This window comes from Pseudoalteromonas sp. APC 3355 (assembly GCF_030407615.1).
GTDB lineage: Bacteria > Pseudomonadota > Gammaproteobacteria > Enterobacterales > Alteromonadaceae > Pseudoalteromonas > Pseudoalteromonas distincta.
Genome location: NZ_JASDDB010000012.1, coordinates 68,563 through 94,698, shown reverse-complemented (window position 1 = coordinate 94,698; position 26,136 = coordinate 68,563). Strand labels below are relative to the sequence as shown.

Sequence of the window (26,136 nt, the reverse complement as noted above, 5' to 3'; positions counted from 1 at the left end):
ATCACAGCTTACTTGAAAAACGATACCCAGCGCCACGTACTGTTTGCACCAAACGGTCATGTCCAAGTGGGCCAATTGCTTTACGCAGGCGACGAATGTGCACATCAACCGTGCGATCTTCTACGTAAACGTTAGTTCCCCACACATGATCAAGCAGTTGTTCACGGCTATAAACACGTTCTGGGTGAGTCATAAAAAAGTGCAGTAATCTAAATTCGGTTGGCCCCATATCAAGCTCGTTACCTTCTGAGGTAACACGATGCGAAATAGGGTCTAAACGCAGGCCATGTACTTCAATAGCTTCTTCTAATGAGGTTGGCGATACACGGCGAATAACCGCTTTAATACGTGCCATAAGCTCTTTAGGAGAAAACGGCTTAGTGACGTAATCGTCAGCACCTACTTCAAGGCCGCGTACTTTGTCTTCTTCTTCGCCGCGAGCTGTAAGCATAATAATTGGGATTTGGCGGGTGTGTTCGTTTTGCTTAAACTTTTTAGCAATTTGAATACCGCTTCCACCTGGTAACATCCAATCAAGTAAAACCATATCTGGGTAAGGTTCAACCATAGCTGCAATAGCAGAGTCGTAATCTTCTGCTTCAATTGCTTGAAATCCATTTTGCTCTAAAACAAAAACCAACATCTCCCTGATAGGAGCTTCGTCATCTACGACTAGTACTTTACGTGACATTCCAATTTATCTCTTACGCTATCGAATTAGTTTTCATTATTATGACTAAGTATGACATTTTTATGAAAGTGTAACGTGTAAATTAAAATGGTGGTAAAAAAAACACAAATTAGTGACAAAAAACCTCATTAACGTCATATTTTTAAAACCTTTTTAATATTTAACCTAATAAAAAGAGATTTACGATAAATTTATGTAATAGCTAACTTTTTGAAATTATCTTTTTTGTATCGCTATTTAAACCACTAAACAATATTAAACTAGCTGGGATCATTGTTTTACTAACCAAGACATTTTTACAGATCGATCGTTTAAAAGTAGCTTTAAAGCCATTTTAAAATCAACAAACCCGCCTGTGTAACAAACAATACGTTCAAAAATAGATCTAAATTTTACTAAGCCCCAAATAAAGGATCAGATTTTTACCAAGCCGATCCCCCCTCAGATCAGAGTTGTACCTAGTCAAAGCAATAAGTTGTTGATTGTTTGTACAAATAAATAACGATCAAATTATCTCAGAGCCCAAAATAGCATTAAAGTGTATTTGGCTTAGTAAAGTAATGATCCGAAAAAGGCTGTGTTAGTAAATGCGTGATCCCAAAATTCCGCGTTGGTAATGCAGTGATCTGATCAAAAAACCGTAATCTGTAATATAAAAAGGGCTGACATTAAAAAAGCCAGCAACAAAGTTACTGGCTTAGGGCCTGTTGACCTTTCAGGATTAAAATTTGTTCAATCTAGGGGCGATTTAATCGCGGCGTGAGGTTTGTAACCTAGCGGGCTAAGTAAAAACCGAGCAAAGCTTCCGCGTCCTGCTCACGCCCCTTACCTACATCCATGTAGGCAACAAAGAGTAAATTGCCCCTAGGCAGAACCCTTCGGGCAGCGCATGTTTGGCATTTATTCCACGTTATCGCCTATTTATGGGAAATAACCACACTGCATAGGCTCTGCCTTGCCTAAATACCAAACATACTGCTGCAAATTCAACCTCGAAAGATAAACAGGCCCTAATAATGATCAATTATAAATTGATCTATTATCTAATTTTAGGGTCTAGTTCGCCGCTTAAGTATTTAAGGTGCATTTCATCAAGTGAAATTGGCTTAATTTTACTAGCCTGGCCAGAAGTACCAAACGAGTTATAGCGTGCAACGCAAATCTCTGTCATTGCTTTAGTCGCTTCAGCTAGGTATTTACGTGGATCGAAGTTAGATGGGTTAAGCGCCATATGACGGCGAATTGCACCGGTAGATGCTAAACGTAAATCGGTATCAATATTTACCTTACGAACACCAAATTTAATGCCTTCAACAATCTGCTCAACTGGCACACCGTAAGTTTCTGGAATTTCGCCACCGTACTGATTAATAATTTCTAACCACTCTTGTGGAACCGAAGATGAGCCATGCATCACTAAGTGCGTGTTAGGAATACGGGCATGAATCGCTTTAATGCGATCAATCGCTAAAATGTCATCTGTTGGTGGGCGAGTAAATTTATAAGCACCGTGTGAAGTACCGCAAGCAATTGCAAGTGCATCAACGTGTGTTTTATTTACAAAATCAGCCGCTTCTTCAGGGTCTGTTAGCATTTGATCCGTTGTTAATAACCCTTCTGCGCCAACGCCATCTTCTTCGCCAGCTTCACCTGTTTCAAGTGAACCAAGAACACCTAGCTCGCCTTCAACAGATACGCCACAGGCATGCGCCATCGCAACTGTTTCGCGCGTTACTTCTACATTGTATTCGTAGCTTGAAGGAGTTTTGCCGTCGCTCATTAACGAGCCATCCATCATTACTGATGAAAAACCAAGCTGAATTGAACGCTGACATACACCTGGCGATGTGCCGTGATCTTGGTGCATTACAACTGGGATATGTGGCCATTCTTCAACGGCTGCTAAAATCATATGACGAATAAATGGAGCACCAGCATAAGCACGTGCGCCAGCTGATCCCTGAACGATTACTGGGCTGTTTGTTTTGTCAGCCGCTTCCATTATTGCGCGCATTTGCTCTTGATTGTTAACATTAAAAGCAGGTACGCCGTAACCATGCTCTGCTGCATGATCTAAAAGTTGTCGCATACTGATTAAAGCCATTGGGTATTCTCCAATTTATCGACAGTAGTTCCCTACCATCTAGTTTGAACGGATGTGTTAGTTTGGCGTTATAACAACGCCACGAAAAACCACTGCTTTGCAGTAATATTCCGTCTAAATTAACGACTAAATTAGGGTGAGAGGTATTTAGTAATTAATTGTCGGTGAGGGCTATTACCCCCTCACCTTACGCCACTAAAATTACTTAGCGCGCGACTCTAGCATTTCAACTGCTGGAAGTTTTTTGCCTTCTAAAAACTCTAAGAACGCACCACCACCAGTAGAAATATAAGATACTTTATCGGCAATGCCGTATTTATCGATTGCGGCTAAGGTATCACCACCACCGGCGATTGAAAAAGCATTTGAGTTAGCAATTGCTTGTGCAATAGCACGTGTGCCATTACCAAACTGGTCAAACTCGAACACGCCAACTGGGCCATTCCATACAACAGTGCCTGCATTTGCAATAATTTTTGCAAGCTTGCTCGCTGTATCAGGGCCAATATCAAAAATCATATCATTGCTTGTTACTTCGCTTACATCTTTAAGCGTAGCTACAGCAGATTCAGAAAACTCATTACCAACCACTACGTCAGTCGGTACCGGAATTTCACCATTATTAGCAATCGCTGCTGCACATAAACGGTTCGCTTCTTCCATTAAATCAGGTTCGTAAAGCGATTTACCAACAGGGCTACCTGATGCAGCAATAAAGGTATTTGCAATACCGCCGCCGGTAACTAATTGGTCAACAATTTTAGAAAGTGAATCTAAAACGGTAAGCTTAGTAGATACTTTAGAACCACCAACAATCGCAACTAATGGACGTGCTGGATTATCAAGTGCTTTGCCTAACGCTTCAAGCTCAGCCGATAACAATGGACCTGCACATGCCACATCAGCAAATAAGCCAACGCCATGGGTAGACGCTTGTGCACGGTGAGCCGTACCAAATGCATCCATTACATATACATCACACAGTGCTGCTAGTTGCTTAGATAGCGCTTCGTCGTTTTTCTTCTCGCCTTTGTTAAAGCGCACATTTTCAAAAACAACCACTTCGTTATCAGCAATATCAACACCGTTTAGGTAATCTTTTTCTAAACGTACAGTTTGCTCTAGGGCATCGTTTAAGTAATCAGCTACAGGTGCAAGCGAAAACGCTTCATCGTATTCCCCTTCCGTAGGACGGCCAAGGTGTGACATAACCATTACTTTAGCGCCTTTCTCAAGGGCTAGTTTAATAGTAGGTAGTGCTGCACGAATACGCGCATCTGACGTCACTTTACCTGCTTTAACTGGTACATTTAAATCTTCACGAATTAATACGCGTTTGCCGTTTAAATCTAAATCTGCCATTTTTATGACCGACATGAACATCTCCTTAGTTAACGATACTGAACCTGAAAAATACGTTTAAAATTATTATATTAATAAATTACTTATTCACTGCCATCATAGCACGCGCTGTGTCGAGCATACGATTAGCAAAACCCCATTCGTTATCACACCATACTAATAACTTTATCAGTCGTTTATGACTAACACGTGTTTGTGTGCCATCAATAATACAAGAATGTGGGTCGTGATTAAAATCAACCGATACAAGCGGCTCTTCGGTATAACTTAAAATACCTTCTAAGCGGTCTTTTGCTTGTGCTTTAAGTGCATTATTTACTGCATTTAAATCTACATCGGTATTAACCGTTACACTTAAATCCATTGCCGTGACATTTATAGTTGGTACACGTACGGCGATGGCTTCAAAACGGCCTTTAAATTTAGGTAAAATACGGTCTATACCACGGGCGAGCTTTGTATCAACTGGAATAATTGATTGGCTTGCAGCGCGAGTACGGCGTAAATCATGATGATAACCATCAATCACTTGTTGATCGTTCATCGACGCATGAATCGTTGTAATAGCGCCCGACTCAATACCAAATGCATCATCTAATACTTTAATAACCGGCACAACACAGTTAGTTGTACACGATCCGTTAGAAACAATTGTGTGCTCGCTTTTAAGCTCATCGTCGTTAATGCCATACACAATCGTAGCATCAACATCGTTATCGGCCGGATGCGAAAACAACACCTTTTTAGCGCCTGCGGTAATATGTAACTGCGCATGTTCACGCGAGTGATAAACACCCGTACATTCAAGTACAACGTCTACATCGAGCGTTTGCCAAGGTAATTCAATTGGGTTTTCTTCACAAAAAAGTGCAATGGTATCGCCTGCAACACTAATGGTGTCTTCACCAAGTTTTACAGGAAAAGAAAAACGACCGTGGGATGTGTCGTATTTTAATAAATGAGCAATAGCTTCAGGATCAGCAAGTTCGTTAATCGCAACAATTTTTATATCGTCGCTCAAACCAGACTCGTATAACGCGCGGACAATATTTCGACCAATACGACCAAAACCATTAATTGCAAGTTTGATTGCCATGAAATATAAAATCCACTCTTTTAGCGTGCAGATAAAGGCAATACGCCTTTTAGATGTCTGTATTGTAATCGACCTTGCATCTGATTATAAGAGGGAAGCATTAGAAACTTTAAATTAAGGTTAAAGAGCTTAGGCATTGCAAGCTCTTCGAGGGGTCTGACTTTTAAAATTAAGTTTTTTATACTAAATTTTTCAAAGCGTTAATTATATCTTCTGGCTCAGAACGAGTACGATAATCAACATCAACATAACGCCAAGTCACTTTACCTTGTTTATCTAAAACAAAGGTGGCAGGGATCGGTAAAACACTACTATTGCCATTGTTAACCGACTCTAAATCTAAGCCTCGGTCTACTCGCATATGCTCGAGTAAAAATGTGGGTACTTGCCATGCTACTCCGTAGCTTGCTGCTACATCGGCATTTTGATCACTCAGCACTAAAAAATCCATTTTACTTATATCGCTTTCGCTCATTGAGCCATCGGGTACTTGCGGGCTAATAGCTACCAATTGTGCGCCTAATGCGTGAATTTCAGGTAAACGTGCTTGAAGCGCTTTGAGGTGTAAATTACAGTACGGACACCAACTTCCACGATAAAAAGTAACAACCACAGGCCCTTTAGCAAGTAACTCAGTTAAGTCCACCGATTGACCATGTTGATTTGGTAACTCAAAACTTGGTGCGATTTGGTTTAAATCAAGTGCATTAGCACCTTGTTGAAACGCTTTTGCTTGTGCAATCGTTTCATCAACACCTTTCATAAAATCAGGATTACCTTTGCGCCCTGCTGCTATTTTTGCCTCAGTTTGTGCTTTTAATGTGTTGCTTTCATCGCTCATAGTATCGCTACCTTCAAATTAATCAAAAACTTAAAGCCAGCTTACATTATGAAAATGTATTCGGAATGAAAATTTTAGCTTATTCATCTACCTCTAAATCAAACACCACGTTTATTGATGATTTAAAGCTTACCGTTTGTTGTAGATAATTTTTGCGAGCTTTAGGAAATGAATCGCTTATTGGATTTACTCTATCTATTTTTTTAACCGCTGTACCAAAACCACTGTAAACGCTTTTTTGAGTTGAGCTAATTGTGCGTACTTCACCCACTTTTGTACCAAAGGAGTTAGCAAGCATATTTGCTTTTTCTTTTGCGTTATTAAGTGCTTGTTGTGTAGCTTGTGCTTGTAACAGCTCAGCTTTTGAAGATAAAAACTCAGTATTTTGAATCGCATTTACTTTTAAAATCAATAAAAAATCACTTAAATCATTCACTCTTTCAATATTTTTTAGTGTTACTTCAAAGGTCCTTATAGCTGCGTATTCAGCGGGAGTCTGATGCCCTGTTTCAATGTAATCCATACCCGTTTTTTCAACTTTAACACTTGAGGCAACTACATCATCGGCAGTTATTTCAAATTGATTTAGTCCATCAATTAGTAAATTAACTTTATTATCAAGATCGTTCTTAGCTGCTAAAGGTTCGTTTTTAATACTTATAATTTGAAATAGTATTTTAGCGATATCAGGATTGGCAAGCACCTCTGCAGTCCCTTGAACCGAAATTTGACGGCTTGTAGGCAAACTTGAATTAGCAAAAGTGATGAGTGGGAATAAGGTTAAGAAAATGGCAGTGATGAGTTTCATGATCGTCCTTGAAGTGATTAGTTAGATAATGATTACGTAACTGTACCTATAGTTATACGGATAACAATAAAAGTAAACTGCTCTTTATTGTAGGCGGGAGTTTATCTCGCGCGGCATAAAGCCCCGCCTACAGCCAACCTACATCAACTCGCCTACTTTTAACTCTTTGCCACGGCTTATTTGATGGCACTGGGCTAGCAGTAACTCGGCAGTGGCTTGTGCATCGGTCAGTGCGTGATGGCAATGATAGCTTGGTAACTCATAACGTGTGCGGCAAGCATTAAGGGTTAAATCATCTTGTTTTATTTCAGTTGAATGATGGAGTAAGCGCTTTTTCTCAATATGGAGTGTGTCGAGTATCAGTTTAGGCCGCGTTGTTATATTGGCATTTTTTAAGGCTATTTTTAAAAAGCCCCAATCGAGCATGGCATTATGAAACACTAAAATACAGTCGCTAAAATGGTTACTTAATTGTATTAATATACTGTTTAGGCTTAGCCCCTTTGCTATAGCATCGTCGCTAATCCCATGAAAAACAGGACTTTGCTCAAGGCTTTTTACGTCTTTATTTATAAGGTGCTGCGACTCGCTCATTTTTATACATTGGTTATCTATTATCACCCACGCTACCGATACAATTTCGTGCTGTTTTGCATCAAGGCCAGTGAGCTCTAAATCAATCACCAAATAACGTTGTTGTAAGGCATTTTTGCCTAGTAATTTACGGCGCTTTAAATACCGAGTGAGCAGCTTTTTTCCCATGTTAGTAATCCATCATTATAAACTGCCACGAGCAAACTTAAACGCGGCGGCTTGCTGCGCTTGTTTAACAAGGTAAAACGCTTCTTTTAGCTGATGGCGCTCTAGTGAGTTTAATTTATTAGGATTAATACAATTACTCGGTAAGCCTTCTTCGTTTATTTGTGTACTCAAGCGAAGCTGCGTTAAGAACCGCCAACAGTCTTTTAGGTTGTATATATCTTCTTTGCTGATCAGTTTATGTTTTAATAGTGCGTCTAATCGCTCTTGCGTGTTGGCGCGCCTAATACCCGCTTTTAAAGCGTATAACCGCACTATGTCATTTATAATTACAACACCGCGTTTTTTTAAATCTATGTATTTATTATTTTGATCTGTTTTTTCTGTTTTAAATTTATTAAATAAACCAATTGGCACGCTGTTGCTGCTTATGTCGGTTGCCATTGCGGCATAGAATAAGTCGTTACGCGATATACGAATTAGTTGCTCGCAAAAAGCCGTGTATAAAGCGTTTGAACCTTCAATAAATCGCAGGTCAAAAAATATCTTACAGTTAAGCATTGCATTGGGTGTGGGGCTTTTTATCCATTTAAAAAAGCGCTCGCTCCAGTCGTTTACGCTCATACGGCACTCATCACTGCTTGCCATAATATTACCTGGGCAACGCCTAATGCCGCACTCAACTAAATTCTCGCATACAAACTCCCCCATACTTTTAAAGTAAGCGTGTTGCTCGGTGGTTAAGTCGTTAGGGAGTAATAAGCCGTTATCTTGATCTGAATGCAGGGTTTGTTCTTCGCGTGCTTGCGAGCCAAAGCAAATAAAACTAAAGCTGGTTGGCGCTGCGCCATGCTCTTCTTGAAATAAGTGAATCAGGCGCGATGTAAGCGCATCGGTTAAACCACTGAGTAATTTACCAATTAGCGATATGTCGTCAATGTTGTATGAAAAACTACGCAAAAGTTCGGGAATTTCTTTAGCGTAGCGTTTTAAATCAGTAACAGTGTGCGCTTTATATATGCGCCCAATAAGCTGTACGGGGTCACTTTTTTGTTGGCGCAGTAAATCGGTGCTGGTTATCATCCCTATCGGGTTATGGTTTTCGTCAAGCACGGGCAAATGGTGAATATTGTATTTAAGCATTAAGTGCAGCGCCGAAAACACCCGGTTATTTTCAAATATAAACTTAGGTTTGGCGGTCATAATACTGCTTACTGCGTCTTGTGGATCTACCTCGTCGGCAAGTACTCGGTTGCGTAAATCGCGGTCGGTCACCACCCCTACTAAGTGCGCGTGCTGCGTTATCATTATTGACGACACACCATGCTCTTTCATTTTTTTAGCGCTTTGCCTAATACTTGCATCGGGCGTAAGCGTAATTGCTGTGCGCGTCATCAGCTCTGATATTTTACGTTCCGACCAGCTATCGTTTTTACTTTTATAATGCGATGACAACAACCGGTTAGCATGAGCGCGTACAAAGTATTGCTCAAACGATTTATATTCTCTGCGTAAAAAATCAAAATGCGTTTGAGAGAGCATATACACTATGCCCTCTTTTTGTACTTCTAACCTATTTTGAATTGCCTCACCGGTTAACAGCGACGGAAAACCAAAATAGTCACCTTGCGCTAAGCGCGTAACAACATCGCCCTTGCCATCAACTAGGTCGTACAAACCAGAGCGAATTAAAAATAGTTTAGGGTTTTCACTTTGTAACCACTGAGTTTGGTTTTCGCGGGTAAGGTAAATAATATCAAGATGATTTACAAAGTATTCGCATGCGCTGCTATCAAGCATACTAAAAGGCGCTTGCAAACAAACATATTGGGCTATTTCTTGTTGTTCTACACTCATTGTATTCGCTCTTTAAATGGTGATGTACCAATCTAATGTACTTATTTATTAAACAAATAAAAAGCCCGACTAAAGTCAGGCTTTGGGTGCTTTATGTTTTTTTACTATATCTATAAATGTTGCCTAGTGATCGTGCGCTTCAGCTGACCCTTTAGGATTACGAATACCTTCTACCATTTCTTGAATTTCAATAGGTGTAGCTTGAGTAAATTTAAGAACAACTGCAGCTACTACAAAGTTAATAATCATACCAATTAAGCCAATACCTTCAGGCGAAATACCTAAAAACCAATGTTCAGGATTGTTTAGCTCTGGGCTTACAAACTTGAAGAAGATGATATACGCAGCGGTAAAGCCAATACCCGTTACCATGCCTGCAATTGCGCCCTCTCGGTTCATTGTTTTAGAGAATATACCCATAATAATTGCTGGGAAGAAACTCGCTGCCGCCAAGCCGAAGGCAAATGCCACTACCGATGCCACAAATCCAGGCGGGTTAATACCAAAGTACGCGGAGATAACAATAGCGACCATGGCTGCCAACCTCGCTGCAAGTAACTCTTGCTTGTCGGTAATGTCGGGCTTGAGGGTTCGCTTGAGTAAATCGTGCGAAACGGAGGTCGAAATAACCAATAGTAAACCTGCTGTTGTAGACAGTGCAGCGGCAATACCACCGGCAGCTACAAGTGCGATTACCCATGCTGGTAAATTAGCAATTTCTGGATTTGCTAATACCATAATGTCGCGGTCTACATTTACTTCGTTAGCACTGTTCGGATCGGTGATTTTACCCGCCGTGTAGAACATTTTGCCATCGCCGTTTTTATCATCAAATGTAATTAAACCTGTGCGTTCCCAGTTTTTAATCCATCCTGGTGCTTCTGCGTAAGCTGTACCGCTACCGTCTTTACCATTAATAGTATCAACCATGTTTACACGAGCAAAGGCTGCAACCGCAGGTGCTGTTGTGTAAACAATCGCGATGAACACAAGTGTCCATGCTGCAGAAATACGTGTGTCTTTTACGCGAGGTACAGTGAAAAAGCGTACAATTACATGTGGTAAACCAGCAGTACCTACCATTAACGCACCAGTAATAGCGAACACGTCAATCATGCTCTTAGAGCCTTCGGTATATTGTGCAAAACCAAGCTCAGCACTTAAGCCGTCTAGTTTATCAAGTACGTACACGCCATCGCTGCCAATTAATGTGGCACCAAAACCGGTTTGTGGGAAGAAATGACCCGTCATCATCATCGAGATAAAAATGGCTGGTACAAGGTAGGCAAATACAAGTACACAATACTGCGCTACTTGTGTGTAGGTAATGCCTTTCATGCCGCCAAGTACCGCATAAAAGAATACAATCACCATACCAATGTAAACACCGGTTTCAATTTCTACTTCTAAAAAGCGTGAAAATACCACGCCTACGCCACGCATTTGTCCTGCTATATAAGTGAAACAAATGAATATGGCACAAAAAATAGCCACTAAACGCGCGGTACGTGAATAGTAACGGTCGCCAATAAAGTCTGGCACAGTAAACTTGCCGAATTTACGTAAGTAAGGCGCTAAACACATGGCTAATAGTACATAACCACCTGTCCACCCCATTAAGTAAACACTGCCATCGTAACCTGCAAACGAAATAATACCCGCCATTGAAATAAACGACGCGGCGCTCATCCAATCGGCAGCTGTTGCCATACCATTAGCAAGAGGAGGTACGCCGCCGCCCGCTACATAAAACTCTTTGGTTGAACCCGCTCGGGCCCATATTGCTATGCCGATATAAAGCGCAAAGCTTAAACCAACAATTAAAAACGTGAGTGTTTGAACATCCATTGCTTAGCTCCTATTCGTCTACGCCGTATTTTTTATCTAACGTATTCATTTTGAAAACGTACACAAAAATCAAAGCAACAAAGGTATAAATCGCGCCTTGCTGGGCGAACCAGAAGCCAAGTTTAAACCCAAAAAAACGTACTTCATTAAGTACATCAACCAGTAATATGCCAAAGCCAAAAGACACGACAAACCACACTGCTAACAGTTTAAATAACAGCGAAATGTTTTCTGCCCAATAAGCTTTTGCTTGTTCTTCATCTTTAAAAGCCATTTTTGTTTTCCCCTTTAAGCACCGCAATATCGCGATGAGTGGTTTTTTATCTTCGCTTACCAATTTAGCAACGCTGGTTACATATTGAATTGAGACCATAGTCGTAACAGCCTGTTAACGTTTACGTAAACTGTATTTATCATTCAAGCGTGTTTTATATATTTTTATATTATTTCAATTACTTAGGCTGTTTTTGTAAGCTGGCTTTATGATTAAATTGATAAGTTGGTCATTAATGCGACATTAGTCTAATGCTCAAGGGTGTTTTATTTTTACTGTTAATATTCAATAAGATATAAATAAAATAAAAGTTTTATTTTAAATTCAACCCTCACACTTAACCCCAGTTCTGGTATTGTGTTAATCCCTCATAGGGATGAGGGACTATTTAAAATAATAAGGTTTAATAACAACATGACTGCCGTACTCATTATTGTTGCTTTAAGTTATATAGGTGTGCTGTTTTGGCTTGCCAATTGGGGCGATAAAACAACCCCTTTGGCAAAGCGTATTAGCCATCACCCTTTTGTGTATTCACTCTCACTCGGGATTTACTGTACCTCTTGGACTTATTACGGTTCGGTGGGAACAGCCGCCACCAGCAGTTGGAGTTACTTGCCAATATTATTAGGCCCTGCATTGCTGTTTTTATTCGGCCAAGGATTTTTACGTAAGCTGGTACTGGTAAGTAAAAAACAAAACATAACGACTATTGCTGACTTTATTTCAGCTCGTTACGGCAAACGTCAAACTACAGCAATAATGGTTACTGTAATCGCATTACTGGCAACCATTCCCTACATTGCACTGCAATTAAAAGCGCTTAGTACAAGCTTTTTACTTTTGCAAAACAGTAATAAAATATCCGGCGATATGCTCGCGCTTTCTGCCACACTAATTATGGCTTTATTTGCTATATTTTTTGGTACTCGCAAAGTTGATGTAACTGAATATCGCTCTGGCTTAATGCTCGCTGTTGCATTTGAATCTATGATCAAACTTATTGCTCTTATTGCCGTTGCGGGGCTTGCAGTATTTACACTTTTTAATTTACCTGAAGCCACCACGAACAAAGTAACTGAGTCTATTTGGGGTCACTGGAGCGATTTTAACTTTTTTAGCTTTAACTTTATTGGCCAGTCTTTAATGGCTGCAGCGGCTATTATATGTTTGCCTCGCCAGTTTCATGTAACCGTGGTCGACAACCAAAACAAACGCCACTTACTTACCGCTCGCTGGGCTTTCCCGCTGTATTTATTACTAACAGCCGCAATGATTTTACCTATTGCGACTGCGGCCATTCATCCTGAAATTGGCAGCGGCTATTCACCCGACAGCTTTGTACTTGCCCTACCGCTAATCAACGACAACGCTTTTTTAACCACCTTTGTATTTATAGGTGGACTATCGGCCGCCACTGCAATGATAGTGGTAGCAACGCTTACATTAAGCACGATGATTTCAAACGATGTGGTACTGCCGTTAATGCTACGTAGAAAGTTTAAACGTAACTTAATTACCAGCAGTTATAAGTCTCGTATATTACTTGTAAGGCGCTTTGCTATTGCAGGCATATTAATTTTGGCCTATTTCTATCAGCAATGGTTTGGCCATAGTAGCGCACTGGCCAGTATGGGCTTGGTGGCGTTTTCACTTGTTACCCAATTGCTGCCCTCTATTGTGGGTGGTTTATATTGGCGAAAAGGTCATGCTTATGGGGTGTATGCGGGTTTAGTAGCAGGCTTTATTTGCTGGATACTATTTTTAATGCTGCCAATACTCGATGCCGGCACAACCCTTGATAGCGAGCTGCAACAAACGCTTATAACGCGTGGAACATTGATAGCTTTGTTTGCCAATATTGGTTGTTATATTAGTTTTTCACTTGGGGCTGAGGAGCGCTTAATTGATAAAATTCAGGCCGCTGCTTTTGTTAACCCTAAAGATCAGGCTATTTTATCAAGGCGCTTAAATAAAGACGTAAAAGCCACCGTTTACGACTTTAAAATACTACTGCAAACATTTCTAGGGATTCAGCGCAGCCAACAAGTATTGGCCCATTACGCACTCGCCCATCATTTAAGCGATAACAACGCACACCCAGAGCCTGAATTTATAGCTTACTGCGAACGCGCATTAACGGGCGTGCTTGGCGCATCGTCAGCGCAAGCGTTAATACATACGGTATCGTCGGGTAAACGTATGGCGTTTGAAGAAGTAGTAAACTTTTTTGACGAAACCACACAAGCGCTGCAATTTAATCAAAATCTGTTATTTACCTCACTCGAAAATTTAAGCCATGGTATTTCAGTTGTTGATAAAGATTTAAAACTCGTTGCATGGAACAAACGCTACAATGAAATGTTTGGCTACCCTGAAGGCTTTTTAGAAGTAGGCCAACCCATAGAAGACATTATTAGATACAACGCTAACCGTGGTGAATGTGGCCCTGGTGAAATAGAACGCCAAGTAGAAAAACGTGTACAGCATTTAAAATATGGCAGCTCGCATCATTTTATTCGCCACCGTCGTAATGGCCAAGTATACGAAATGATTGGTAATCCGCTGCCCGATGGCGGATTTGTTACCAGCTTTTCAGATATTACAAACCACATAAGTACGCAAAATGCGCTTGAAGAAGTAAACATGGATCTTGAAAACCGCATAGAAGCACGTACTCAAGAAGTGCAAACTATTAATAAAGACTTACAAGCTCAAATAGATAGCCGTGTACAAACCGAGCAAGCACTTACCTTAGCTAAACGAGAAGCAGAGCAAGCCAACGACAGTAAAACGCGCTTTTTAGCACTAGCGAGCCACGACATTTTACAGCCGTTAAATGCAGCACGTTTATACCTTGCCGCCATTGACGAAAAACAGCTCGACAGCACTAACCAAAACAGCTTTGAAAAACTAGGCGACAGTCTCGATTCAACCGTGCATTTAATGTCGGCATTGCTTGAAATAGCCAAGCTAGAGCAAGGCGCTATGACCCCTACCCCTCGCCACTTTTATATTGAAGATATTTTAGCCCCACTGCAAAGTGAATACGCTATTTTATCAAGTGATAAAGGTCTTAAACTTAGTGTGCGTTCAAACCATCAGGTCGTGCACAGCGATATAACCTATTTGCGCCGAATTATTCAAAACTTGGTCTCTAATGCAGTTAAATACACCGATAATGGCCGTGTATTAATTGCCTGCAGGAACCGAAAGCATAATTTACGAATAGAAGTATGGGATACAGGCCCAGGTATTAGCGAAGTAGAGCAAGCTAAAATATTTAACGACTTTTACCGTGTTGAGTCGGGCGATAACAAAGGCGTAGGCTTAGGCTTAGGTGTTGTAAAACGTATGGCTGACTTACTAAGCTTGCCGCTTGATGTGCATTCTGAACCTAATAAAGGTAGCCGCTTTAGCATTGAAGTACCTTATGGCGAAGAGCAGTTTGTACAACAAAAAAGTACTACAAACAGCCTAATAGAAAACCGTGCAGCAATTAATATTGTTGCCGTAGACGACGACCCTGAAAACCTAGCTGCAATGGCAAGCTTACTTAAAAAGTGGCAAGCTAATTACACGCTATTTGATAATGTAAATAATGTACTGGCGCACGCTAAAGAAAACGGTGCACCCGATGTTATTTTAATGGACTACCAATTAGGCAATGACTGCGATGGCATAACGCTAATTAAAACCCTGCGCGAAATTTGGCAAAGCCAAGTCCCTGCTATTTTAATTACCGCAGTGCGCGACACCGAGCTTAAACAAGAAACCAAAGCCGCTAATATTCATTATTTAAGTAAGCCAATTAAACCGGGCAAACTAAAGGCACTGCTTAATCACAGTACATAATAAGCGAGTAAAAAGTATTCTAGTTAAAAGCTATCAAGTAATAGCGTAAAACAAAAAGCCCAGTATCTTCACTGGGCTTTGCTTTATAAAGTGCTCATAAAATTAAACTGGATTTACTCGGCTTCTAAGCTTTTGGAACAACCAACTTAGCCCCACCAACGAAAGCCCTAATCCAATAAACGAAAGCGCTTTAAGTAAGCCCTCCAAGTTAGCCATATCAATTAAAAACACTTTAACAATAACTGCAGCTAGTATGCCTAGGCCTATTTTTTGTATTAATAATTGATTTTTTAAATGACCAAAAATAACAGTACCCGCACCCAATACTAACCAAATAACAGAGTAACTATAAAGCTCTGCATTGCTCGCCCCTTTGGATAAGTAAATATAAGGCCCTTGCCAGTACTGACGAATAAAGCTGTTTATTGCCAATAATATAAAGCCACCTGCAACGGCCAATATAAGTGGCGTAGCTTTAGCATTTATTGGTTTTACAAGCTTGGCCAGCCAAAGCGTTAATCCTGCAGGAACTAACCACAATAGTAATAACCAGTTAACTATTGGCAGCTCACCTATGTAAAGTGATTCAAATAATGGGTTATCGTCAAGCAGTGTTTTAATAGCAAAAAGCCCTGCTAACCCTACAAGTGCAAAGCCCGCCACTTGGTATAACTTAGCTAAAGTACCGGCAAGTTTTGCTCTATGTAAATACACGCACCCTAATGCCAGCCAGTTACAGGTAAGGAGTATTTGTTCATAAAAATTAAGTGAATCAAATTGCGGATAATGTCCTACTAACTGATAACTTGTTTCGGTTGTAATAAAAAGCGCTAAACAATGAAGGGCTGCACCTTCTAACCATATTTTAAGTTTTGATGAGTCAAAGCACTTAGCTGCGGCAAAAAATAACGCAATGCATAACGGGTAAACCACTATGCTCCAATGCAAACCAAATACCGTGAGTGCATCGTAACTTGGCGTCCAAGGTGAAAGCGTAAGGCGCAGTAATAACGCAGCAACCAAGGCTTTTATAGGCCAATGTGGCATAGGCACGCTATAGCGTTTAATAAGTACGCTTATAAGTAATACTTGTACAGCAAGAGCAATGGTTAGGCCGCTGTCACTTAGTAGCATGGTAATTGCTAACGTAATATTGGCATTAGCGCCTACCCAATAAGTAAAACGCTGAAATAGCGTTGTATTATGTTGCGCGAGCTTTATTAAAATAGCCGCCACTACAAACAATACAACGGCCCAAAATGGATATGCAGTACTTAACGCAGAATTAGGAATAAGCGTATATAAAGTAGCTATCATTACAAATACACTAAATGCCCCCGTAATATGAAACGCTAAACGCTTAATCTGTTTTTTACCGTAATAAAGCCCAAAAGCGGTAAGTAACAATCCGAGTAATAAACCCAAACCGTATTCATTTTTGAATATAAAGAGGGCGTCATCAAATAGGTTTGGCGAAAGATGCGTGCTTTCAGCACTTATAACTAATAGCGTTGAAATAACTAACGCTACGCCCTGCCAAATATCCCAACGGCTATTTTTAAGGACTAAAAACAACACCAATACAATACTCAACACGCCGATTGTTTGCCACTGCATATCAAAGTGACTTATTAGCATTGTAAATATTAAGGGTGCTATAAAGGCGAGTAATAATGCATGATCTGGAAGCACTTTAAGTAAACGTTTTAAACTGTGCGGGCGATATTCAATAACATTCAGTTTTAGACCTAAGCGCGGTATAGCAATTAACCCTACAATACTAAGTAAAGCAAATGCCCCCATTAACCAAACGGTATTAACTTCAAGTAGCGTAAAACCAACTAAATACCAACCAATATGCCCTGCCCATAATAAATACCACAACCAAGCTCGCTGCACTTTATGTGCAACTAACGCAGCCGACAAACTTACAAAGCCAACATACATAAATAATGCAAACAAGTTACCGCTGCCTGTACTAACCCATATTGGTACACTATAAGCGCCAATAATACCTAATACAGCCAATAATGGGCCTAACCTAAGCGCCATAGCACTTGCGCTAATTGCAATAACTGCCAGTGTAAAAAATGCCACGGTAGGGCTCAGCATGTCATAACTGCTGTAAGCTAAAAGCGTTAAAGCAAAACAAGTAATAAACCCGCCACTTGCAAGCGCTGCGGGTATGTAATTATTAAAGCCTTCAAATACAATGCGTTTATGGTGTAAATAAGCTGCGGCTGCAATTAGGCCAAGCCCAAATAAGCCGCCTAAACTCAGCCTCATTACAGGCGATAATAATCCCGCTTCTAGGCTGTATTTAGCTAAAAAGATGCCCCCAAACGCAAGCGCTATTGCGCCTATCCAGGTCATCCAGTTTTGCTCAAACCCTGCGCGCAATTTATTAAATAGTAATTCTATGGCTGATGCTTCAGCTGGTTTGGCTTTTTTAGGAGGCGCTGATAGCTGATTTATTAAAGGTGGCGACGCGTTTTGGGACGTTAAGTTTGGCTGTGCTTTATGAGCAATTGGCTCTGATCTTGAAAGCGCTGCCTGAGCCGTAGATGCTTCACTTTGAGGTTCACTTTGCGATATCGATTTATGTGCTTGTAGATGTGTTATTTTGGCCCTTAAAACAGCAACTTCTTGTTTTAATCCATTTAACTGCACTAGCGCTATTAAGCCGCAAATAGCACCGGCAACTACAACCAGTATTACTATGACGGCTAACCCAACTAAATCATCCATGGCACACTCTTATTAATTATTATGCCCTGAGTGTACCTAATTATTAATGAGTAGGTAAATTTTGTTCAATAAAAAAGCCTAAGTACTTAAAGTGCTTAGGCTTTATGCTACTTAATATGCTTAGGTTTATTCAACACTATCGGTAATAGTGCGCTCTAGGGTCATCTTATAACCTGAGCTTGTTGTTTCATCATGTTCTAAAATCAATATGTAGTTACCCTCTTGTGTAAAGTCCATATCGCTTTGTTGAATAAGCACAATTTGCTGGCCGTTGTCTTCATATACAACATAAACCGTGTAAATTTCGTTATCTACAACCTGCTCTTCTTGGTCATACTTATCTAGGCCATCGACTACGTTACTGGTGTCGTCTACCGTTTCGCCGTTAAGTGTAAAGTACACATCTACATCTGAAACCGACTGCCCTGCGTAGCTTTCAATTAGATTTACAACCGATACCGTATGGCTGTAACTGCTTGGTGTTAGATTTTCTTCAACGCTCATCATACGTAAACCGTTATCAACGTCGTTATAAAAAATACCCACCGCACTTTGCTCACGCTCTAGCGTCATTAAAAAGTTATCAGCTAGTTTTGTACCTTCTTCGTCGTACATCGCTACGCTGTAACTATTAGGCGAAAGTTCAACATAATCGGTATAAGAGTCACTAGCGACTGTATTTGTTGTATTTACAGTTGTACCGCGTGTAGCAGAAAAGCTTACTGGCGAGTAGTCATCAACGGTATTTATAAAACGTAATTGCCCTAGGGCAGATTGATGTTTAAGCTCAGTAACGTAGTTATTATCGGTTACTACATCAAGCGTAATACCGCCCTCTTCTGTTGCATAACTTGGGCGGATCATTGCTACATAACTTGCTTCATCGTATAAATAAACAGATGACGACTCGTACACAACATCACTGCTGCCCGCTTCTGTTATGTAAATAGTGTAATAACCTTCATCAACGCTTTGCAGATCTAACTCACTTAAATATTGAGCCGATGAAAAAAGTGTCGCGCTTTCAAATACGCCATCATCAGTTGCTAAGTAAATATCGTAGTTAGTATCCTCACCTGCAATATTGTAAAACCCTAAGTTAAACTCACCCGTATCGCTTGAGATAGGTACGCTAAGCTCTGTAAATGTAGGCTCATCAAAGTTACCACTCATTACTACTAACTGTGTTTTGTCACCCTTAATAGAAATTTCTTGATCGCTAATTGTTATATAGCTGTCGTTAGCATCTAGATACTCAAAACTTACATCATAAGTGTCTGTGCTGTAGTTATGGCGAGTAGTTACATCAGCAAAATCAGCGCCTGAGCGCTCTGTTTCTTCAACAAACAAACGTGTGTATGGGCTATTGTAAGAGCCGTTATACAATTGGATGTAACCTGTAGAGCTTGAGCTATCGTCAGAGCCACAGCCCGACAAAATAGTAATTAGACTTAAGGGTAATGCAGCTTTTAAAAGGGAGTTGGTCATTAAGGTTATTCCTTATTATTAATATCTCCATTATGACCCAAACATTCTATTTTAATTTCATGATTTACAAAGCATTACCCTCACTGACATTTCCTTACGAAAACGTTAAAAAGTGTAGTAAATGTGCAAACAATAAGGACGTGTTCTTATGTAATTAAAACGCTTACGGGGCAATTTCAAAACGATCTCGGCCACTCTTCTTAGCTAAATATAAAGCTTGATCAGCGCGCTTCATTACTTTATCTAAAGGCTCATTAGGCGTTTGCATTGCAACACCTATACTTACTGTTAAGTGACGAGAGTTTTGAATATTTATGGTGTGCGCAAGGTCAATTAATTGCTGCGAAAAATCACACGCTTGCGTCATATTATTTGTAGGAAAGTAGCCACCAAACTCTTCACCACCGAGGCGAGCAAATTTGTTTTGGTGCGTAAAAGCATTGTCGTATTTAGTTGCTAGTTCTTTAAGCATTACATCACCAACATCATGACCAAACTCATCATTAATTGCTTTAAAGTGGTCTATATCGATAATTAAAATAACGTAAGGTGAGTGCTGAGCATCTTTAGCGTGCTGATAAAAATAACGTCTATTATGTACCTTGGTTAAATCGTCAATAATGAGCTCACGCGCTAATCGGTTATTAATACTTTGTACAAAGCGCATAGTTTTAAATAAACCATAGGAAGTTAAAAGCATGCCGCTGGTTCTGCATAAGTCCTCAAAATAAATACTTATCCAATAAGGTTGCACAACTAACTCATCAAGCACGTCTGCCGTGATGCCAATACTCTATAGTAATAAACCAAAACTAGAAAAAATATATGCTTTTTTAGATAGCTCAGAGCATTGAACCATCCAAAACAGAAATATAATGGCAATTAAATTAATAAAATCGGTAGTAAAACCGTACACATTGTTTTGAACTTGTAAGGGAGGAAAGTTAGTTAGGGAGTAGGCTGAAAAAATAGCAATATAGATCAATAAAGCTAAACTTAAAACTTTATTGATCAAAGGCATTTTATAAAAGTTAGAAAGTTTAACGGTAAGTTTTACTGTTTCAATCATATTAATTGCTAGGTTTTTCAGTACTTCATTTGAAAACTATAGCACAATAATAAAAACCATCACGAAGATGAAAACCGTAATCCCCCCCCAAAATTTAAACTTAAACTTAAACTACGGTACTAAGTCCCCACAATCCCAACACTAAAATAGTTAAACCAACCATCGCTTTAGTTTTATGTTTACTAATAATTCGCTCAGCTTCATTACCGGCATAATAAACAATAATAGCCAGGCCAAAGTAACGAATAGAACGCGCAATACCTGAGGCCAATAAAAATAGCCAAATAGAGTACTTAGTCGCGCCCGCTGCAAGCATCGCTATTTGAAATGGAATGGGCACAATGCCCAGTGTTATTACAAACCAAAAGCCTTGATCTTGCATTTTTTGTTTAACGTTTTCAAATTGCTCAGGGCTCGAGAGTGTATTAATAATCCAATCGCCTACTGCATCAAATAAATAGTAACCCAATGCATAACCAAACAATGCCCCCACTATGCAGCCCAAGGTCGCCATTAATGCTATAAGCCATAGCTTTTCTCGACGAGCCTGCATAAGAGGCACAAGCACTGCTTCAAGTGGAATAGGAACTATGGTTGACTCTAAAAACGACGCCACTGTAATACCGCTAAGCATATGCTTAGAGTCAATAAAATTACGCGTTTTTTCTTTTAGCTTTTTTTGAATTGCCATAGTAAATCCTTTTCACTTATCAGTAAGAACAAGATTATTCAATGAGCTAATAATTACATATTTAGGTTAATACACGCTGAAAACAGTGTAGTAAATTTATCAGGTCCTACTGCATTAACAAATTAGTAATATCCATAAGAATATTTTATTATGTGTCAATGCAGTTAAATACCTACCAAAGCAGTTAAAAACTTATGCAAAGTGCGCGTTTTATTCCCTTTAGAAAGCAAGATATTGTTGATATGTGTAGCGAAGAGCTTAAAAGCAGTACACAAAAAACATCGTTTAAACAATTTTGTGATTTACTAGCAAGCCTTATTCATTACGATTACCACTCAACACTTGAATCACTTAAAAACAACTACGCACCCTTTGATCCCAACAGTGACACGCGATCATTAGCTCCAGTATCGGAGGATCAAAAAGCGCAGTGCCAACGAGATTTTGCTAAAGATTTTGCTAAGGTACTTAATGCAGCTAACTTTGAAGTGATCACCAATGAAGACTTACAAGATGCATTAAACGAAGAGTCACTATTTAAAGTGCGCCTTGAAGTTGAATTTGATGACTTTGAAGAAGTGGTTTTTTATCGCCGTGGCGAGTCGCAACTCACTGAAACCATAACCAGCTTTTGGGGCCTTCGTAAAAAACCGCTGCACTTTACTAATTACGACCGAGTAGCCGTGTTTATTCGCTTTAAAGACAGCGCTTATTTTGAAGCTAAAAATAAAATGCCTTTAGGGTTTGAGCCAAGTTCGACCATAGTTAAGCTGTTTCAAAATGTGCCAAAAGCCGATCTCGAAATGCTATTTCCTAATAGTGAAGTGCGCATGCGCCCTATTGATAAAGCAATTATTGGCTCATCGGCTTTAATTGGCGGTGCGGTGGTACTTATCACTAAGCTTGGTGCATCAATTTTATTATTGCTTGCTCTGTTTGCTTTTTGGGGTGGCTTTAGAAGTGAAGCTGTCGAAATGACGCAACAACACTTTATTACCTTTGCTATTGGCATGGGGGTTTTTGGCAGCTTTATTTTTAAAGAGTGGAGTAAGTTTAAAAACCGTAAAATTAAATTTATGAAAGCGCTTAGCGATAACCTCTACTTTAAAAATCTCGATAACAACGCCGGTGTTTTTCACACCCTTATAGACGCCGCCGAAGAAGAAGATATAAAAGAAGCCCTGCTTGCTTATACGTTTTTACTAAAATCAGAAAGCGGCTTAACCGCCCAAACGCTTGATGAGCAAATAGAGCATTGGTTTAAAAGCAAATACCAGTGCGATCTTGATTTTGAAATTAGCGATGCGCTTGAAAAGTTGGAGCGTATGCGCTTAGTAACGTGCACTAATGATGTGTATAGCGCAATAAATTTGGAACACGCAAAAACTATTTTAGATGAGCGCTGGGATAACTTGTTTCAATATAATTAACCTGCAAAGTTTACTTAACAACAAAAAGCAGCTGAAATTTCAGCTGCTTTTTACGTTATGTATTGAGCTGCAACTGCCTAAGCTGCTTGATGCCTATTAAACTTTGCATGCACTAATTTATAAAGTGCAGGCAATATTAATAGCGTAAGTAAGGTTGATGAAATAATCCCGCCTACAACAACCGTAGCCAGCGGCCTTTGTAGCTCAGCGCCGGTGCCAGTATTTAGCGCCATAGGAATAAACCCTAAACTTGCCACTAAAGCGGTCATAAGTACTGGGCGCAAGCGCGAAAGTGCCCCTGTTTGTATCGCATCTATTAAACTGAGCCCATCGGCTCTTAATTGTTTAATAAACGACAGCATAACCACGCCATTTAATACCGCTACACCACTTAGCGCTATAAACCCCACGCCTGCCGATATTGATAACGGCATATCGCGTAATAGTAACGCAAGCACACCACCGGTCAGTGCAAGTGGTACGCCGCTAAATATAATTAACGAATCACGAAGTGAATTAAACGCACTGTAAAGCAGGCCAAATATAAGCAATAAAGTAACTGGCACCACCAGCGATAACCGCTTACTTGCCGATTCTAATTGCTCAAATGTGCCGCCGTATTCAATCCAATAACCACTTGGTAAATTAAGATCTGAATTTAAAGCGGCTTGTGCATCACTTACAAAGCTTGCTAAATCACGCCTTTCTACATTTGCAGTAACAACAACATTACGCTTACCGCTTTCACGGTTTATTTGATTAGGCCCTTTATCAATACTAATATTTGCAACTTCGCCAAGCGGTACAAATGCAAGGTCTGGGTTGGCACTTTTGGGCACGGCCACTGGCATACGCGCAAGCTGTGATACATCGCTTGACCAGCGCTCATCTAAACGCACTAATAACGAAAAGCGTTTATCGCCTTCATAAATAAGTCCGGTTTGTACACCGCCTACCGCAGCACTTACACTTTGCTGTATATCGGTTACTGTTAAACCTAACAGTGCCATATGATCGCGAAGCGGCGTTACCGAAAGTGTAGGCAAACCTTGTATTTGCTCAAGGCGTACATCAGTTGCGCCAGTAATGTTTTGCACCAAGGCTGTGGCTTTTTCGCCATACTGTTTTAATGTTGATAAATCATCGCCATAAATACGCACCGCAACGTCGGCGCGCACGCCTGCTATTAACTCGTTAAAACGCATTTCTATAGGTTGTGTAAACTCATAGTTGTTACCTGGTACTTCATTTACTAAATGGCGAATTTGCTTAACCAGCTCTTCTTTACTTAAAGCGGGATTAGGCCATTGTTCGCGCGGCTTTAACATTAAAAAGGTATCGGCAACGTTAGGTGGCATAGGATCGTTTGCTACATCTGGGGTGCCAATTTTTGAAAATACTTTTTCAACTTCAGGTATGTCTAAAATGGCTTGCTCTAGCTCTTTTTGCATTTTTACCGATTGTTCAATACCGGTGCCGGTAATGCGCAGTGCGTGCATCGCTATATCGCCTTCATCAAGCTGCGGTAAAAATTCAGCGCCCATATTTTTAACTTTAAAACCAAGTACAATTACAAGCACAGCAGCAATGCTTAACATTACCCATGGCAACTTAAGCGATAAACCAAGCAGTGGTTTGTAGCCTTTTTTAATACCGCGCATAACGGCATTTTCGCTCTCGCTTACCTTGCCACGTACACATACCGCAATAGCGGCAGGTACAAAGGTAACAGCAAAAATAAGTGCGCCAACTAGTGCGGCTACAACCGTAAATGCCATTGGCTGAAACATTTTGCCCTCTACCCCACTAAGCGCAAACAGCGGCAAATACACCAGCATAATAATTAAAATGCCAAACACTGCTGGACTGAACACTTCTTTAGTAGCGGCGGTTACAACACTTAAACGCTCATTTAATGTAAGTAGCCGGCCATGTTTATGCTGCGCAAGGCCAAGTTGCCTTAAACAGTTTTCAACCACAATTACAGCGCCATCAACTATTAAACCAAAGTCGATTGCGCCTAGGCTCATTAGGTTACCCGACACACGATTACCTACCATACCGGTAATGGCAAATAACATGCTAAGCGGAATAACCATTGCCGTAATAAGCGCGCCGGTTACATTACCTAATAACAGCAGCAAAATAACAATCACTAATACAGCGCCTTCAAACAGGTTAGTTTTTACAGTGTCTATGGTTTTATCAACAAGGGTTGTGCGGTCATAAACTGCTTCTACCACAACACCTTCAGGCAAGCTTAGCTGTACGTCTTTGAGTTTATCAGCCATGGCTTTTGCCACTACGCGGCTGTTTTCGCCAATGAGCATCATGGCGGTGCCGAGCACGGTTTCTTTACCATTATAAGTGGCCGCGCCGGTTCTGAGCTCTTTACCTAAACGCACATTTGCTACATCTTTAATCCGTACTGGTGCATCATCGCGCTTAGCAACTACAGTATTGGCTATATCATCAATGGTTTTTAATTGCCCTGGTGAGCGCACTAAATATTGCCCGTCAAAACGTTCTATAAACCCTGCGCCTTGGTTGCTGTTATTTAATTTAAGTGCAGTAATTACATCGATTAGCGTGAGCTTATAAGCGAGTAGTTTTTCAGGCACGGGGGCTACTTGGTACTGGCGCTCAAAGCCACCTTGGCTGTTTATTTCGGTAACACCTTTTACTTTTAATAGCTGCGGGCGAATAACCCAATCTTGCAGGGTACGTAAATCCTCTGCGTTAAATGGCGTGCCATCATCTTTTAATGCACCGTTATTTGCATGCACAGAGTAAGTAAAAATCTCCCCTAGCCCGCTGGCAATTGGCCCTAAATTTGGTTCAATGTTGGCAGGCAAGTCTGAGCGAATACTTTGGATGCGCTCTGATATTTGCTGGCGCGCCCAGTAAATATCGGTGCCTTCGTTAAAAATAACCGTTACTTGCGAGAGTCCATAACGTGAAATAGAACGGGTATAATCAAGCTTTGGTATGCCCGCCATAGCGGTTTCAATTAAATAGGTTATACGCTGCTCTGCTTCAAGCGGGGTAAACCCAGGCGCTTTTGTATTTATTTGTACTTGCACATTAGTTATATCGGGTACGGCATCAACGGCTAAATTTTGGGTGTTGTATACACCAAACCCAGCAAATAAAAGCGTGAGCGCAAGCACCATCATGCGGCGCTTAACCGCAAAAGAAACTATCCAATCAATCAT

18 protein-coding genes are annotated in these 26,136 nt (G+C 40.4%); 2 read left to right on the top strand and 16 right to left on the bottom strand.

What is annotated here, in order from left to right:
• Position 1: 1 nt before the first annotated feature.
• The 10 genes from phoB to QMA08_RS16155 all read right to left on the bottom strand — a co-directional run bounded on the left by phoB (position 2) and on the right by QMA08_RS16155 (position 11,640).
• Positions 2-691 carry a phosphate regulon transcriptional regulator PhoB gene (gene phoB / locus QMA08_RS16200; protein ID WP_006791869.1) on the bottom strand — a complete coding sequence of 230 codons (690 nt, stop codon included), beginning with the start codon at positions 689-691 and terminating at the stop codon, positions 2-4.
• A gap of 1,039 nt (positions 692-1,730) precedes the next feature.
• Positions 1,731-2,795: a class II fructose-bisphosphate aldolase gene (gene fba / locus QMA08_RS16195; RefSeq protein WP_002961523.1), complete on the bottom strand. Its 1,065-nt coding sequence runs from the start codon at positions 2,793-2,795 to the stop codon at positions 1,731-1,733.
• Positions 2,796-2,996: 201 nt separating this feature from the next.
• Entirely contained in the window at positions 2,997-4,172 is a 1,176-nt protein-coding gene (locus tag QMA08_RS16190; RefSeq protein ID WP_039490391.1) for a phosphoglycerate kinase, read from the bottom strand.
• Between the two features lie 64 nt (positions 4,173-4,236).
• Positions 4,237-5,253 (bottom strand): erythrose-4-phosphate dehydrogenase, encoded by a 1,017-nt coding sequence (gene epd / locus QMA08_RS16185; protein ID WP_002961528.1) that lies wholly within the window; start codon positions 5,251-5,253, stop codon positions 4,237-4,239.
• A 178-nt stretch (positions 5,254-5,431) separates the two neighbouring features.
• Entirely contained in the window at positions 5,432-6,094 is a 663-nt protein-coding gene (locus tag QMA08_RS16180) for a peroxiredoxin-like family protein (RefSeq protein WP_290174956.1), read from the bottom strand.
• Positions 6,095-6,173: 79 nt separating this feature from the next.
• Entirely contained in the window at positions 6,174-6,902 is a 729-nt protein-coding gene (locus QMA08_RS16175; RefSeq protein ID WP_290174955.1) for an SIMPL domain-containing protein, read from the bottom strand.
• Between the two features lie 138 nt (positions 6,903-7,040).
• Positions 7,041-7,664 (bottom strand): 3'-5' exonuclease, encoded by a 624-nt coding sequence (locus QMA08_RS16170; RefSeq protein ID WP_290174954.1) that lies wholly within the window; start codon positions 7,662-7,664, stop codon positions 7,041-7,043.
• A gap of 15 nt (positions 7,665-7,679) precedes the next feature.
• Positions 7,680-9,518 (bottom strand): DUF294 nucleotidyltransferase-like domain-containing protein, encoded by a 1,839-nt coding sequence (locus QMA08_RS16165; RefSeq protein WP_290174953.1) that lies wholly within the window; start codon positions 9,516-9,518, stop codon positions 7,680-7,682.
• Positions 9,519-9,641: 123 nt separating this feature from the next.
• Positions 9,642-11,366 carry a sodium:solute symporter family protein gene (locus tag QMA08_RS16160; RefSeq protein ID WP_002961534.1) on the bottom strand — a complete coding sequence of 575 codons (1,725 nt, stop codon included), beginning with the start codon at positions 11,364-11,366 and terminating at the stop codon, positions 9,642-9,644.
• A gap of 10 nt (positions 11,367-11,376) precedes the next feature.
• A complete protein-coding gene (locus QMA08_RS16155; RefSeq protein WP_002961535.1) occupies positions 11,377-11,640 on the bottom strand; it encodes a DUF4212 domain-containing protein in 264 nt (87 codons plus the stop codon).
• Between the two features lie 414 nt (positions 11,641-12,054).
• On the opposite strand from QMA08_RS16155, the gene QMA08_RS16150 reads away from it, so the two are divergent.
• Complete coding sequence (locus QMA08_RS16150; RefSeq protein ID WP_290174952.1) at positions 12,055-15,495, top strand: PAS-domain containing protein; 3,441 nt, start codon at positions 12,055-12,057, stop codon at positions 15,493-15,495.
• A 102-nt stretch (positions 15,496-15,597) separates the two neighbouring features.
• Here QMA08_RS16150 and QMA08_RS16145 read toward each other — a convergent pair whose 3' ends face one another.
• The 5 genes from QMA08_RS16145 to QMA08_RS16130 all read right to left on the bottom strand — a co-directional run bounded on the left by QMA08_RS16145 (position 15,598) and on the right by QMA08_RS16130 (position 21,491).
• On the bottom strand, positions 15,598-18,243 hold the full coding sequence (locus tag QMA08_RS16145; RefSeq protein WP_290174951.1) for a DUF2339 domain-containing protein: 2,646 nt from the start codon (positions 18,241-18,243) through the stop codon (positions 15,598-15,600).
• Between the two features lie 126 nt (positions 18,244-18,369).
• Positions 18,370-19,731: a hypothetical protein gene (locus QMA08_RS16140; RefSeq protein WP_182737247.1), complete on the bottom strand. Its 1,362-nt coding sequence runs from the start codon at positions 19,729-19,731 to the stop codon at positions 18,370-18,372.
• A gap of 163 nt (positions 19,732-19,894) precedes the next feature.
• Entirely contained in the window at positions 19,895-20,503 is a 609-nt protein-coding gene (locus tag QMA08_RS16135; protein ID WP_356783253.1) for a GGDEF domain-containing protein, read from the bottom strand.
• Between the two features lie 21 nt (positions 20,504-20,524).
• Positions 20,525-20,800: a hypothetical protein gene (locus tag QMA08_RS20315; protein WP_356783251.1), complete on the bottom strand. Its 276-nt coding sequence runs from the start codon at positions 20,798-20,800 to the stop codon at positions 20,525-20,527.
• 106 nt (positions 20,801-20,906) lie between these two features.
• Positions 20,907-21,491 (bottom strand): VTT domain-containing protein, encoded by a 585-nt coding sequence (locus tag QMA08_RS16130; RefSeq protein ID WP_149603152.1) that lies wholly within the window; start codon positions 21,489-21,491, stop codon positions 20,907-20,909.
• 194 nt (positions 21,492-21,685) lie between these two features.
• Here QMA08_RS16130 and QMA08_RS16125 point away from each other — a divergent pair, with 194 nt between their 5' ends.
• Positions 21,686-22,921 (top strand): TMEM143 family protein, encoded by a 1,236-nt coding sequence (locus QMA08_RS16125; RefSeq protein WP_290174950.1) that lies wholly within the window; start codon positions 21,686-21,688, stop codon positions 22,919-22,921.
• A gap of 77 nt (positions 22,922-22,998) precedes the next feature.
• Here the strand turns inward: QMA08_RS16125 and QMA08_RS16120 are convergent, their stop codons facing one another.
• Positions 22,999-26,136 (bottom strand): CusA/CzcA family heavy metal efflux RND transporter, encoded by a 3,138-nt coding sequence (locus QMA08_RS16120; protein WP_290174949.1) that lies wholly within the window; start codon positions 26,134-26,136, stop codon positions 22,999-23,001.

Bases quoted from the DNA above. Each gene is read 5' to 3' on its own strand.
- QMA08_RS16170 (WP_290174954.1), bottom strand. From the start codon at position 7,664: ATGGGAAAAAAGCTGCTCACTCGGTATTTAAAGCGCCGTAAATTACTA.
- QMA08_RS16165 (WP_290174953.1), bottom strand. From the start codon at position 9,518: ATGAGTGTAGAACAACAAGAAATAGCCCAATATGTTTGTTTGCAAGCG.
- QMA08_RS16160 (WP_002961534.1), bottom strand. From the start codon at position 11,366: ATGGATGTTCAAACACTCACGTTTTTAATTGTTGGTTTAAGCTTTGCG.
- QMA08_RS20315 (WP_356783251.1), bottom strand. From the start codon at position 20,800: ATGATTGAAACAGTAAAACTTACCGTTAAACTTTCTAACTTTTATAAA.
- phoB (WP_006791869.1), bottom strand. From the start codon at position 691: ATGTCACGTAAAGTACTAGTCGTAGATGACGAAGCTCCTATCAGGGAG.
- QMA08_RS16125 (WP_290174950.1), top strand. From the start codon at position 21,686: ATGCAAAGTGCGCGTTTTATTCCCTTTAGAAAGCAAGATATTGTTGAT.
- QMA08_RS16130 (WP_149603152.1), bottom strand. From the start codon at position 21,491: ATGGCAATTCAAAAAAAGCTAAAAGAAAAAACGCGTAATTTTATTGAC.
- QMA08_RS16175 (WP_290174955.1), bottom strand. From the start codon at position 6,902: ATGAAACTCATCACTGCCATTTTCTTAACCTTATTCCCACTCATCACT.
- QMA08_RS16155 (WP_002961535.1), bottom strand. From the start codon at position 11,640: ATGGCTTTTAAAGATGAAGAACAAGCAAAAGCTTATTGGGCAGAAAAC.
- QMA08_RS16120 (WP_290174949.1), bottom strand. From the start codon at position 26,136: ATGATTGATTGGATAGTTTCTTTTGCGGTTAAGCGCCGCATGATGGTG.
- QMA08_RS16140 (WP_182737247.1), bottom strand. From the start codon at position 19,731: ATGACCAACTCCCTTTTAAAAGCTGCATTACCCTTAAGTCTAATTACT.
- QMA08_RS16180 (WP_290174956.1), bottom strand. From the start codon at position 6,094: ATGAGCGATGAAAGCAACACATTAAAAGCACAAACTGAGGCAAAAATA.
- QMA08_RS16145 (WP_290174951.1), bottom strand. From the start codon at position 18,243: ATGGATGATTTAGTTGGGTTAGCCGTCATAGTAATACTGGTTGTAGTT.
- epd (WP_002961528.1), bottom strand. From the start codon at position 5,253: ATGGCAATCAAACTTGCAATTAATGGTTTTGGTCGTATTGGTCGAAAT.
- QMA08_RS16150 (WP_290174952.1), top strand. From the start codon at position 12,055: ATGACTGCCGTACTCATTATTGTTGCTTTAAGTTATATAGGTGTGCTG.
- fba (WP_002961523.1), bottom strand. From the start codon at position 2,795: ATGGCTTTAATCAGTATGCGACAACTTTTAGATCATGCAGCAGAGCAT.
- QMA08_RS16190 (WP_039490391.1), bottom strand. From the start codon at position 4,172: ATGTCGGTCATAAAAATGGCAGATTTAGATTTAAACGGCAAACGCGTA.